The organism is Castellaniella sp. GW247-6E4 (assembly GCF_040276065.1).
Lineage (GTDB): Bacteria > Pseudomonadota > Gammaproteobacteria > Burkholderiales > Burkholderiaceae_B > Castellaniella.
Window position 1 is genome coordinate 387,584 of sequence record NZ_JBELOI010000002.1, and the last position, 12,218, is coordinate 399,801.

At 67.0% G+C, this 12,218-nt stretch carries 12 protein-coding genes; 4 read left to right on the forward strand and 8 right to left on the reverse strand.

The features are described from left to right. Position 1: 1 nt before the first annotated feature. The 6 genes from ABS761_RS04935 to ABS761_RS04960 all read right to left on the reverse strand — a co-directional run bounded on the left by ABS761_RS04935 (position 2) and on the right by ABS761_RS04960 (position 5,229). Complete coding sequence (locus ABS761_RS04935) at positions 2 to 262, reverse strand: 4-oxalocrotonate tautomerase (RefSeq protein WP_350406986.1); 261 nt, start codon at positions 260 to 262, stop codon at positions 2 to 4. Beyond that, positions 259 to 987 (reverse strand): flagellar brake protein, encoded by a 729-nt coding sequence (locus ABS761_RS04940; RefSeq protein ID WP_350406987.1) that lies wholly within the window; start codon positions 985 to 987, stop codon positions 259 to 261. Before ABS761_RS04940 ends, ABS761_RS04935 begins: the two co-directional genes overlap by 4 nt. Positions 988 to 1,020: 33 nt before the next feature. Continuing rightward, complete coding sequence (locus ABS761_RS04945) at positions 1,021 to 2,460, reverse strand: NAD(P)(+) transhydrogenase (Re/Si-specific) subunit beta (RefSeq protein WP_350406989.1); 1,440 nt, start codon at positions 2,458 to 2,460, stop codon at positions 1,021 to 1,023. Further along, positions 2,457 to 2,765 (reverse strand): NAD(P) transhydrogenase subunit alpha part 2, encoded by a 309-nt coding sequence (locus ABS761_RS04950; RefSeq protein WP_269499821.1) that lies wholly within the window; start codon positions 2,763 to 2,765, stop codon positions 2,457 to 2,459. Before ABS761_RS04950 ends, ABS761_RS04945 begins: the two co-directional genes overlap by 4 nt. Beyond that, positions 2,765 to 3,883 (reverse strand): Re/Si-specific NAD(P)(+) transhydrogenase subunit alpha, encoded by a 1,119-nt coding sequence (locus ABS761_RS04955; RefSeq protein WP_350406990.1) that lies wholly within the window; start codon positions 3,881 to 3,883, stop codon positions 2,765 to 2,767. The genes ABS761_RS04950 and ABS761_RS04955 overlap by 1 nt, the downstream gene beginning before the upstream one ends. A gap of 62 nt (positions 3,884 to 3,945) precedes the next feature. Continuing rightward, on the reverse strand, positions 3,946 to 5,229 hold the full coding sequence (locus ABS761_RS04960) for a bifunctional O-acetylhomoserine aminocarboxypropyltransferase/cysteine synthase (RefSeq protein WP_350406991.1): 1,284 nt from the start codon (positions 5,227 to 5,229) through the stop codon (positions 3,946 to 3,948). Positions 5,230 to 5,501: 272 nt separating this feature from the next. On the opposite strand from ABS761_RS04960, the gene ABS761_RS04965 reads away from it, so the two are divergent. Together ABS761_RS04965 and ABS761_RS04970 are read left to right on the forward strand one after the other, a co-directional pair. Further along, positions 5,502 to 8,096 carry an AsmA family protein gene (locus ABS761_RS04965; RefSeq protein WP_350406993.1) on the forward strand — a complete coding sequence of 865 codons (2,595 nt, stop codon included), beginning with the start codon at positions 5,502 to 5,504 and terminating at the stop codon, positions 8,094 to 8,096. A 49-nt stretch (positions 8,097 to 8,145) separates the two neighbouring features. Beyond that, complete coding sequence (locus ABS761_RS04970) at positions 8,146 to 8,532, forward strand: MOSC N-terminal beta barrel domain-containing protein (protein ID WP_350406994.1); 387 nt, start codon at positions 8,146 to 8,148, stop codon at positions 8,530 to 8,532. A 34-nt stretch (positions 8,533 to 8,566) separates the two neighbouring features. On the opposite strand, the gene coaD is transcribed toward ABS761_RS04970, so the two are convergent. Next, a complete protein-coding gene (gene coaD / locus ABS761_RS04975; protein WP_350406995.1) occupies positions 8,567 to 9,076 on the reverse strand; it encodes a pantetheine-phosphate adenylyltransferase in 510 nt (169 codons plus the stop codon). Next, positions 9,073 to 9,723 (reverse strand): RsmD family RNA methyltransferase, encoded by a 651-nt coding sequence (locus ABS761_RS04980; protein ID WP_350406996.1) that lies wholly within the window; start codon positions 9,721 to 9,723, stop codon positions 9,073 to 9,075. Before ABS761_RS04980 ends, coaD begins: the two co-directional genes overlap by 4 nt. A gap of 61 nt (positions 9,724 to 9,784) precedes the next feature. Between ABS761_RS04980 and ftsY the strand changes: the two genes are divergently transcribed. Continuing rightward, positions 9,785 to 10,975, forward strand: coding sequence for a signal recognition particle-docking protein FtsY (gene ftsY / locus ABS761_RS04985; RefSeq protein WP_350406997.1), 1,191 nt, complete (start codon positions 9,785 to 9,787; stop codon positions 10,973 to 10,975). A 54-nt stretch (positions 10,976 to 11,029) separates the two neighbouring features. Beyond that, positions 11,030 to 12,211: a bifunctional 3,4-dihydroxy-2-butanone-4-phosphate synthase/GTP cyclohydrolase II gene (gene ribBA / locus ABS761_RS04990; protein WP_350406998.1), complete on the forward strand. Its 1,182-nt coding sequence runs from the start codon at positions 11,030 to 11,032 to the stop codon at positions 12,209 to 12,211. Positions 12,212 to 12,218 lie beyond the last annotated feature (7 nt).

Here is a 12,218-nt window from a genome sequence, read left to right on the forward strand (position 1 = left end):
CTCAGGATTTATCGGACCAGAGCACGCCACCCGTGGCCCAGTGGTCCTTGCGCACTTCGGTCAAAATGATGTGGACCGCATCGGGCCGGCAACCGAGGACCTTGCAGGTTTGTTCAGTCAGCGCCTGGACCAGTTCGCGTTTTTTTTCGGGGCTGCGCCCCTCAAAGAGCTCGATGTGCATGCTGGGCATGAAAAATCTCCTGTAAAAGCCAGTGTTGCCGCGCTGCGCCGGTGCGTCCGGGCGCCGCGGCCGCGGTTTCATTCCAGGGCCCAGCGGCGTGCCATGACGGCCCGCTCCAGCAGGCTGATGTATTGCTGGATGGCGATCTGCTTGTGAGTGCCCAGGTTGAAGTATTTGCAAGCCACGGTGTGCGTGCCCTTGCCATTTTCCAGGGTAAGCTCGGCGCTGCGCATGATGCGCAGGCCGAGCTCGATGGCCTGCGCGTCCGGCATGTCGAGACGGCCCGTGTAGATCTTGCCGATGGTCTCGCCCAGCAGGCGGTCCTTGTCGATCAGGCGCAGCCCGCCGCCGCTGATGTCGTAGAGGGGAAAGACGGCGTTCGCGCCCTCCATCGGCGGCTCGGTGACCGTGAAGGTGGCCGGGTTCCTCGCCGGAACCTCCACGCGGAAGAACTCACGGCGCTGCAGGCGCCGCAGGCCCGTTGGGCGTGCCATCCGGAAGGCCGGGTCGTTTTCCCATTGCGTTGGCGACAGCGCGCCTTGAAACGTGATCAGGATGCGGTCGAGGGTGGCCTGAAAGGATACGGACGGTGCCGCCAGCAGCCGGGTGTTGACGTCGGCCGCCGCGGCGTTGTCCAGGTACAGATCGCCCGATGCGGGGTCGATCGCGAGTATGGTCGAGATCACCGAGGTCGCGTGGTCGTGCGCCTCGAGGCGCACGAGCGCGCGCTGGCGCCGCAGGGCGTTGAGTATCGACTGAATCTCGAGCGGCTGCGAGATCAGACACGGGTCGTCACGGCTATGCATGGGTGGCATCGGGCGTCAATCGGGGCGCGGGTTCTATTCGAGGGTTTTAACCATGTCCTCGAGGACCTTCTTGGCGTCGCCGAAGACCATCATGGTCTTGTCCATGTAAAACAGCTCGTTGTCCAGGCCCGCGTAGCCCGCCGCCATCGAACGCTTGTTGACGATGATGGTGCGCGCCTTGTAGGCCTCGAGGATGGGCATGCCGGCAATCGGCGAGTTCGGGTCGTTCTTGGCCGCCGGGTTGACCACGTCGTTGGCGCCCAGCACCAGCACCACATCGGTCTGGCTGAACTCGCTGTTGATGTCCTCCATCTCGAAGACCTGGTCGTAGGGCACCTCGGCTTCGGCCAACAGCACGTTCATGTGGCCGGGCATGCGGCCGGCGACCGGATGGATGGCGTACTTGACCGTGACACCCTGGTCCGAGAGCTTGGCCGCGAGTTCCTTGAGCGCGTGCTGGGCGCGCGCCACCGCCAGGCCGTAACCCGGGACGATGGTGACCGACTCGGCGTTGCTCATGAGGAACGCCGCGTCGTCGGGACTGCCGGACTTGACGCTGCGCTGGGCGCCGTCGCCGGCGGCGCTCGCCGAGGAGGGTTCGGCACCGAAGCCGCCCAGGATCACGTTGAAGAACGAGCGGTTCATCGCCTTGCACATGATGTAGGACAGAATGGCGCCCGAAGAGCCCACCAGCGAGCCGGCGATGATCAGCATGGGGTTGTTGAGCGAAAAGCCGATGCCCGCCGCCGCCCAGCCCGAGTAGCTGTTGAGCATCGAGATCACGACCGGCATGTCCGCGCCGCCGATCGGGATGATGATCAGCACGCCCAGCACGAAGGCAATGACGGCCATCAGCACGAAGGGCAGCCAGGACTGGTCGGCCATGAACCAGAAGCCGCAGGCCAGCATGATGATGGCCAGCGCGAGGTTGAGCATGTGCTGGCCCGCGAAGACCACTGGCGCGCCCTGGAACAGTCGGAACTTGTACTTGCCCGACAGTTTCCCGAAGGCGATGACCGAGCCCGAGAACGTGATCGCGCCCACGAAGGTGCCGATGAACAGCTCGAGCCGGTTGCCCGTGGGGATGGGGGCGCCCGCCGCCGCGATGCCGAAGGCGTGCGGCTCGGCGACCACGGCGGTGGCGATGGCGACCGCCGCCAGGCCGATCATGCTATGCATGAAGGCGATGAGCTCGGGCATCTTGGTCATTTCGACCTTGCGCGCGAGCACCGTGCCGATGGTGCCGCCGATCAGCAGGCCCAGGACGACACGCCCCAGGCCCAGGGCGCCGGTGCCGTCGCGCGCCAGGCTGATGATCAGCGCCGCCGTGGTGAGGATGGCAATCGCCATGCCCACCATGCCGAACAGATTGCCGCGCCGCGAGGTCGTCGGATGTGACAGGCCCTTGAGCGCCTGGATGAAGCAGACCGAGGCGATCAGGTAGAGGAGGGTGACGAGGTCCATCGAGATCATCGCTGGCCTCCCTTGCGTTCCTTTTTCTTGAACATTTCCAGCATGCGTTGAGTGACCAGGAATCCGCCGAACACGTTGACGGCGGCCAGGGCGACGGCGAACACGCCCATGGACTGGGCGAGCGATCCCTCGGTCAGGCCGGTGGCGAGCATGGCGCCCACGATGACGATGGCCGAGATGGCATTGGTGACCGCCATCAGCGGGGTGTGCAGGGCGGGGGTGACGTTCCACACGACGTGAAAGCCCACGTAGACGGCCAGCACGAAGATGATGATGTTGACGAGTGTCGGATTGACGGCTTCCATTAGGCGCTCCTGAGAACCTGGCCGTCCTTGCAGACCATGCAGGCTTTGATGATCTCGTCGTCCTCGGCCAGGGCGAGACGCCCCTCGGCGTCGGCAACCAGCTTCATGAAGTCGAGAATATTGCGGGCGTACAGCGCCGAGGCGTCGGTGGGCAGCAGGGCCGGCAAATTGGCGATGCCGACCAGCGTGACACCGCCGTGGCGCACGACCTGGTCGCGCACCGAGAGCGGGCAGTTGCCGCCGCGCTCGACGGCCAGATCGACGATGACCGAGCCGGGCCTCATGGCCTCGACAGTCTCGGGCTGGATCAGCGTGGGCGCGGGGCGCCCCGGGATCAGCGCGGTGGCGATCACGATGTCGGCCTGTTTGCAGCGTTCCGCCACTAGCGCGGCCTGGCGCGCCATCCAGGCCGCGGGCATGGGGCGCGCATAGCCGCCCACGCCCTCGGCGATCTCACGCTCCTCGTCGGTCTCGTAGGGCACGTCTATGAATTTCCCACCCAGGGATTCGATCTGCTCGCGCGCGGCCGGCCGTACGTCGGAGGCCTCGACCACGGCGCCCAGGCGCCGAGCGGTGGCGATGGCCTGCAGGCCCGCGACGCCGGCGCCCAGGATCACCACGCGGGCAGCCTTGAGCGTGCCGGCGGCCGTCATCATCATGGGGAAGATCCGGCCGTAGTGTTGCGTGGCCAGCAGCACCGCCTTGTAGCCGGCCAGGTTGGCCTGCGAAGACAGCACGTCCAGACTCTGGGCGCGGGTGATGCGCGGCGCAGCCTCGAGGGCGAAGGCGGTCAGGCCTGCCTCGGCCATGGCGTCCAGGTTGTCGCGATCGAAGGGATCAAGCATGCCCACGAGCAAGGCGCCGCGCTGCATGCGCGCGCGCTCGGCCGCGTCGGGCGCGCGCACCTTGAAGACCAGTTCGCTGCCGAGCGCCGTGGCGGCGTCGACGAGTTGCGCGCCGGCCTGCTCGTAGTCCGCGTCCGGATAGTGCGCGGCCTCGCCGGCGCCGCGCTCGATATAGAACGCATGGCCGGATTTGACGAGCTTCTTGACCGTCTCGGGTGTTGCGGCGACTCGGGTTTCACCGGGGCTCGTCTCGCGTGGGACCCCTATCTGCATGGCCGCCCCGCTGCTGCTCTGTTCATTGGATGGTTCCTCCTTAGATGGTCGGTCGCGTGCGTTCAGCGCCGGCTGGCCGCCAGTGCCTGGCCCAGATCGGCCAGGATGTCGTCGATGTGCTCGATGCCGATGGATAGACGAATCATATCCTCGCCCACGCCGGCCCGGGCGAGCTCCTCAGGGCTGAGTTGGCGGTGCGTGGTCGAGGCCGGGTGGCAGGCCAGGGACTTGGCGTCGCCGATGTTGACCAGTCGCAGGATGAGCTGCAGCGCGTCGATGAAGCGGGCGCCCGCCTCGATGCCGCCTTCGATGCCGAAGGACAGAATGCTGGCCGGCAGGCCGCCCATGTACTTGCTCGCCAGCGCATGCTCGGGGTGGTTTTCGAGGCCGGCGTAATTCACCCAGGCGACGGCGGGGTGCGACGCGAGAAAACGGGCGACCGCCAGGGCGTTGCTGTTGTGGCGCTCCATGCGCAGGCCCAGGGTCTCGATGCCCTGCAGGATCAGGAATGCGTTGAAGGGCGACAGTGCGCCCCCGGTGTTGCGCAAGGGGACCACGCGGCAGCGTCCGATGAAGGCCGCCGGCCCGAAAGCCTCGGTATAGACCACGCCGTGGTAGGACGGATCGGGCTCGTTGAGCATGGGGAAGCGGTCTTTGTGCTCGGCCCAGGGGAAGGTGCCGCCATCGACGATGGCGCCGGCGATGCTGTTGCCGTGCCCGCCCATGTATTTGGTGAGCGCGTGCACGACGATGTCGGCGCCCCATTCGATGGGGCGGCACAGCGCGGGCGAGGCCACGGTGTTGTCCACGATCAGGGGGACGCCATGGCGGTGGGCAGCCTGGGCGATGGCCTCGATATCGACGATGTTGCCGGCCGGATTGCCCACGGATTCGCAGAATACGGCCTTGGTCTTGTCGTCGATCAGCGCCTCGATCGCGGCCACATCGTCGTGCGGCGCAAAACGGACCTCGAGGCCTTGGCGCGGGAATGTGTGGGCGAACAGGTTATAGGTGCCGCCATAGAGCTTGCTGGTCGAGACGATGTTGTCGCCGGCCTGGGCGAGGGTCTGGATCGCGTAGGTGATGGCGGTCATGCCCGAGGCGACGGCCAACGCGGCCACGCCGCCCTCGAGCGCGGCCACGCGCTTTTCGAGGACGTCGGTCGTCGGGTTCATGATACGGGTGTAGATATTGCCCGCGACTTTGAGGTCGAACAGATCGGCGCCGTGCTGCGTATCGTCGAAGGCGTATGAGGTGGTCTGGTAGATGGGCACCGCCACGGCCTTGGTCGTGGGGTCCGGGGAGTAGCCGGCGTGAATCGCGAGGGTGTCGAATTTATGGCTCATCGGGTGTCCTGTCGTGTTTCCTGAGGGCGCCGCCAGTCGGGGCGAACATTCAATCGTAACGGGTAAGTCTGGCTCCCGGGAGAAATTTCTCGAATGTCTTTATTTCTTATGGTTATATACAACGGCCCCGATGTCCCTGTTGATAACGGTCAGGAATGAAACAGGGTGTATGGGGGAGCCGTCGGCATCGTATGCGGCGGCGCCATGGGTTAGCATGCTGGGTATTGCCCGCCGGACGGTGGGCCGCAGCTTACGGGTGATGCAGGATTCATATGAACGTCTGGTTGAAACGGACCGTATTCAGCCTGGTCGTCGTGGTCATCGCGGCGACCGTGGGCCTGGCCATTTTCCTGTTGACGTTCAATCCGAACGCGTACAAGGACAAGATCCAGAATCTTGTCTATGAGCACTACCATCGCACTTTGACGATCAAGGGGGATATCGGCCTTTCGCTGTTTCCGCGCATCGGGCTGTCGGTGCGCGACGTGTCGTTGTCCAACCGCGAGGGTGAGGATGTCTTCGTGTCGATCGACGGCGCGCGCTTCGCCGTGGCGATCTGGCCGCTGTTGTCCAACCGGCTTGTGGTCGATCATGTGGCGGTCAGTGGCTTGAAGGCCTGGGTGACCCGCGATGCCGACGGACGGTTCAATTTCGACGATCTGGTCGCCTCCGGGCCGGGGACCGCCGGGGCGCCTCCGGCCGCCGGCACCACCGGGGCCGCCGTGGCGGCCACGGCGCCCGTGGCCCTGGCGGCCTCCGAGGTGCAGCGGACCGAGCTCGACATCGATATCGCCGGCCTCGAGCTCAAGGACGGCCAGATCCATTACCTGGATCAGCGCGAGGGTCTGTCTGCGACAGTCTCGGGCATTGAGGCGGCCACCGGTCGGGTGACCTACGACCAGCCCTTCGATGTCTCGGTCAAGGGCGCGCTCGTCGGCCAGGACCCCAAGCTCGATGCGCATTTCGAGGCGCAGGCGCTGCTCAGGCTGAATCCGGCGCAGCGGGGCTACGGCGCGCAAAAGATCAACGTCCAATTCACGGGGCGCGCCGGCAATCTGGACAAGGCCGTGGCGGCGCTCAAGGGCAACCTCGCCTACAACGGGACCGAGCGCACTTTCTCGGCCGGCAATCTCGAGCTCACGGTATCGGGCGACGTGTTGGGCGCCCACCCGGTCGCTGGCCTGAAGGCCACCCTGTCGGCGCCCCAGATCCGCCTCGATCAGCGCAATAACGAGCTGCAGATCGACAAGCTCGCGCTGCGCGCTTCCGGCAAGGGCGAACATGGCGACATGGAGGTGGCGTTCGATGCGCCCTCGCTGGCGATTTCCCCCGAGTCCGCGCAGGGCGAACCGGTGACGGGCACGGTCAAGGTCTCGGGCGAGGACAAACTCGCGCTCGCGTTCGGCCTCGAGGGCCTGGCGGGCAACGCCAACGAGCTGCGCCTGCGGGCGATGACACTGGATGGCGGGATCGCGCATGGCGATCGTCTGACGCGGCTCCAGCTCGCGTCGCCTGTGACCTGGGACCGGTCCTTGCGCAAGGGCTCTCTGTCGGCGATCAAAGGCGATCTGAGCATCCGGGATCCGGCCTCGCCGAGGCCGGAGTTCGAGTTTCCGATGATCGGCAGCGTGCATCTGGATCAGATCAAGGACACCCTGGACGCCGACATCAATGCGGTGATCGAGGGCGGGCAGTTTGCATTCAAGTCCCAGACCCAGCGCCTGGCCGATCCGCAGACGCGGTTTTCGCTGACCGCCGACAAACTCGACCTGAACCGCTGGCTCGAGCCGCCGCCGAGTCCGGCGGCCAAGGCCCCCAAGGACAAGGACGGTGGTGGGGCCGCCGCCGTGGACGACAAGGCCGCCGAGGCCGCACCGCAGGCGGCGGCGACCCCAGCGGCCGAGACCCGGATCGATCTGTCGTTCCTCGAGGGCCAGGACATCGCCGGGACCATCAAGATCGACGATCTGCGCGTGCGCGACCTCCAACTGCGCGGTCTGTCGGCGGATGTGGGCATCCAGAAGAATGCGCTCCAGGTCTCCAAACTGGTGGCCAGCCTCTACGAAGGCACGCTGAGCGGCAGCTTCAGCGCTACCTCCGCGCAGGCGCTGGCCGCACAGCTTGCGCTCGACAAGGTGGCGGTCGAGCCCTTCATGCGGGCGCTGACCGGCCAGGGACGCTTGTCGGGCACCGCTGGCGTGCGCGTCGATGTGCGCGCCCAGGGGGATACGGTCGACGCCGTGCTGCGCGCGCTCGAGGGGCGGGTCACTTGGCAGGTGCGGGACGGTGCCGTGCACGGCATCAGCGCCTCGCAATCCCTTGAGGACGCCGCGGCGGTCCTGGGCAATGTCCTGAAGGGCCAGCCCGGGGCCATGTCCAATCCGTTCGAGGAGAACCGCCGTACGACCTTCAGTGCCTTCGACGGTCGGGTCGATTTCCTGCGGGGACAGGGCAAGCTTTCGAAGCTTTCCCTGGTCTCGGATCTGGTCCGGGTCTCCGAGGGGCGGCCGGCGGGCATCGATCTGCCGGCTCGACGGCTGGATCTGGTGCTCAACGTCCAGATCACCAGCCGGGCGCCCAAACCCCTGGCCGGGGTCATCGGGCCCCTGCTGGGCGCCACCTTGCCGCTGCGGATTTCGGGGCCTTTCGATCACCCGGCCTACGAAGTGCAGTGGTCCGGTGTGCGCAACCAGGCCATCAAGGATGCCGTCAAATCGGGCTTGATGGAGCTGCTCCCGGGTGGGCTTATTCCCTCGGCCACGCCCTCGGGGGCGCAGGCGGGGCCGGCGGCCCCGCCTGCGCCGGCCAAGAGCCCCGATCCGGTCAAACGCATCGGCGAGGCCCTCAAGGGCCTGCTCGGCCAATAGCCGGGGCCCGGCCCACGATTCCTGAACTTGAAAAAGAGACCGTTCACCCATGACGACAAACCCCTTAAGCACCCCCATCGCGGCCTGCCAGGCTCTGGACCATCCCGGTGCCCCCGCCTATGACCGGCGTTGGCTGGTGGTGGATGAAGACCGCGAATGGCTGGACGCCTCGCGTGCCGAGGGCCTGGCCCGGATCGAGCTCGGCATCCGCTTCGGCTATCTGGTCTTGCGCGCGCCGGGCATGCTGCGCCTGGACATCCCGATGGATGTCATCGAGGACGATGACAGCGTCGTGGGGGAGGCTCGCGTAGGGTCGCAGGCCGTGCGCGTGGTCGACGAGGGCGACCTGGCGGCCGCTTGGCTCGCGGAACTGCTGGGCAGGCCCGCGCGCCTGGTCAAGGTCCATCCTGAGGCGGAGCCGGTCGTCTGGCCTTGAGGCCCCGGCGGTGGCCCGCCGAGGCGGGCCGCGCTTATTCTTCGGCCGTGTTGCGGCCTTCGCGCACGGCTTTGGCCTTGCTGTGCAGCCAGCGCTCGACCGACGGAAAGACGAATTTGCTCACGTCGCCCCCGAGGATGGCGATTTCACGCACGATCGTGCCCGAGATGAACTGATACTGGTCCGAGGGCGTCATGAACAGGGTCTCGACCTCGGGCAGCAGGTGGCGGTTCATGCCCGCCATCTGGAACTCATACTCAAAGTCCGAGACGGCGCGCAATCCCCGTACGATCACGCGGCCATCCTGCTCGCGGACGAAATCCTTGAGCAGGCCGGCGAAGCTGCGCACGTCGACGTTCGGATAATGGCCCAGCACCTCGCGGGCGATCTCGACGCGCTCGTCGACGGTGAAGAACGGACGCTTGTTCTGGCTGTGGGCCACCCCGACCACCACACGGTCGAACAGGCTTGCCGCACGCCGTACGAGATCCTCATGGCCTCGGGTCAGGGGATCGAAGGTTCCAGGATAGACGGCGGTGATCATGCGGTCTCCGTATCGTTGTCGTTGGGTGGTGGTCCGCCCGGGGTGGGCGAAGGCCATGTTTCGGGATTATTCATCGTTTTTTGCAATGCAGCAAATTGGAGGAGGAGGACGTGCACCTGGCCGGCACGCGCCTCGCGCAGGAGACTGAACGCGGGTGGGAAGTCCCGCAGGGTTCCCTCGGTCTCGATGTATGCCAGGCCGCCGGGCCGCAGCGCGCGGCCCAGCAGCGGCCAAAGGCGCTCGATCCAGCCCTGGTGAAACGGCGGATCGAGCAGCAGCAGATCGTATTCCGGCCCGGATTGCGCCCTCAGGAAGGCCAGTGCGTCGCCCGCGTGGATGCTCACGCGAGCGGTGGCCCCGAGGCGGATCTGGAGCTTGCGCAGGGCCGCCAGCGCCGCCGGCGAGCATTCGACCAGCCGCGCGTGCGCGACGCCGCGTGAGGCCGCTTCGAAGCCCAGCGCCCCCGTGCCGGCGAACAAGTCCAGCACGCGCTTGTCGGCGAAGGCGCCGTCCCAGAAATGGGACAGCCAGTTAAAGAGCGTCTCGCGCACGCGATCGGGCGTGGGCCGCAGATGTTCGGCCTCGATCACCGGAATCGGCGTGCGGCGGTATTCACCGCCTACAATACGAACTTGGTGTTTTTTCATGCGGCGCCCGGAGGCCGGGTCCGTGCTTCGGTCAATTGCTGGATCGGCTAGTGTAAATCGTATGTTCAGCTTTTTTAAACGCAGAAAACCCGCGGAGGACGCGCTCGAAGAGGTGATCGCCGCCCCCGAGGCACCGCCCGACGAGGCGCGCCTCGCGCAGGCCCTGGCCGCGGCGCAGGCGGAGCAGGAGGCGATGCCACCCGCCGCCGTCCCCGCTGAGGCCGCCAAGGCCGCCGAGCCCCACGTGGAGCCCGTCGAGGCGGTCCAGCCGCCGGATGCCTGGTCGGACCGGCCCGATGCGCCGCCGCTCGAGGTGGACGAGCCTGGGGCGGACGGGGGTTCATGGCTGTCGCGCCTGCGGCGCGGCCTGTCGCGCACCGGCCAGAGCCTCGGTGGCCTGTTCGTGAACGTCAAGGTCGATGAGGCCCTGTTCGACGAACTCGAGACCGCGCTCATCATGGCCGATGCCGGGGTCGAGGCCACGGAAAAACTCCTCACCGCCCTGCGCGCGCGGGTGCGCAAAGAGCGCCTCGAGGATCCCGCGGCGGTCAAGGCCGCCCTGCGCGATATCCTGGCCGAGCACTTGAAGGTCCTGGAAAAACCCTTTGTGGTGGGGGAAGCCGCACCCATGGTGGTGATGATCGCCGGCGTCAACGGCGCCGGCAAGACCACCTCCATCGGCAAGCTCGCGCATGCCCTGCAGGCGCGCCGGGCCAGCGTGCTGCTGGCGGCGGGCGATACGTTCCGGGCGGCGGCGCGCGAGCAGCTCCTGGCCTGGGGCGCGCGCAACCATGTGACGGTGATCGCCCAAGAAGGCGGTGATCCGGCCGCGGTCGCCTTCGATGCGGTCAACGCCGGCCGGGCCCGGGGGGCGGACGTGGTCCTGATCGATACCGCCGGGCGTTTGCCCACCCAGCTCCACCTGATGGAGGAGCTCAAGAAGATCAAGCGTGTGATCGGCAAGGCCGATGCCGCCGCGCCGCATGAGGTTTTGCTGGTGGTCGACGGCAACACGGGCCAAAATGCCATATCCCAGATACGCGCCTTCGACGCCGCCTTGCAGCTCACCGGGCTGGTGGTGACCAAGCTCGACGGCACGGCCAAGGGCGGCACCCTGGCGGCGGTTGCGGCCGGCAGTCAGGGCGTGCGCCCGGTCCCCGTCTACTGGATCGGCGTGGGCGAGGGCATGCACGATCTCCAGCCTTTCGTCGCCGCCGAGTTCGCGGATGCCCTGCTCGGCGGGCGGGCTTGAGGGGCCGGACACCGGGCGGATGCCAAACGATTCGATTCACTTTGTAGGCCAACTATGAGCGTAAGTACCGACGCCGACTTCGAGGCGGCGCAATCCTTCGAAATTTCTCCGGTCCCCGAGATCGTCGCCGAGCTGCGCGCCGGACGCATGGTGATCCTGGTCGACGAGGAGGATCGCGAGAACGAGGGCGACCTCGTCATGGCGGCGGATTTCGTCACGCCGGACGCGGTCAATTTCATGGTCACGCACGCGCGCGGCCTGGTGTGCCTCACCCTGACCCAGGACCGCTGCCGGCAGCTGCAGCTCCCGCTGATGGCGAACCAGAACGGGACGCGATACGGCACCAATTTCACGGTCTCCATCGAGGCCGCCGAAGGGGTGCAGACCGGGATTTCCGCCGCCGACCGGGCCCGGACCATCCAGGCGGCGGTTGCGCGCGATGCCCGTCCGGCCGATCTGGTGCAGCCAGGTCATATCTTTCCCGTGCGCGCGGTGCAGGGTGGGGTTCTGGTGCGCGCTGGTCACACCGAGGCGGGTTGCGACCTGACGGCCATGGCGGGCCTGACCCCAGCCGCCGTGATCTGCGAGATCCTCAAGCCCGACGGCACCATGGCGCGGCTGCCGGATCTCAAGGTTTTCGCGCGCCGCCATGGGCTCAAGATCGGCACGATCGCCGATCTGATCCAGTACCGCGGCGAGCACGAGTCCATGATCGAGCGCTTGAGCGAGCGCGAGGCGCAGACGCCCTGGGGCCAGTTCCGCATCGTCGCCTACAAGGACCTGGCCTCCAACGCGCCACACCTTGCCCTGGTCCACGGCCAGGTGAACTCGGACACAGAAGCCCTGGTGCGCGTCCATGAGCCCACCAGCGTGCTCGACCTCCTGTGCGAGGGGCCCACGCGTCATAGCTGGACGATCCCGGCCGCGTTGCGCGCGATCCAGGCCGCGCCCAGCGGTGTGCTGGTGCTGATGAACTGCGAGGGGATCGAGGGCCTGGTGTTCAGCCAGCTCGGCGCCTGGAACCGGGGTCTGGACGAGCAATCCCCGGCCCGCCAGGCCGATGGCGGGCGCAGCGGCCTGCGCACTTTCGGCATCGGCGCGCAAATCCTGCGCGACCTGGGCGTGGGTCGCGCGCGCCTGCTGGCGAGGCCGCGCAAAATGCCCAGCATGGCGGGTTTTGCGCTGACCATTACGGGTTACCATAGTGAACCCGGCGACTCCCGTGCCGATACTTGATGATGGA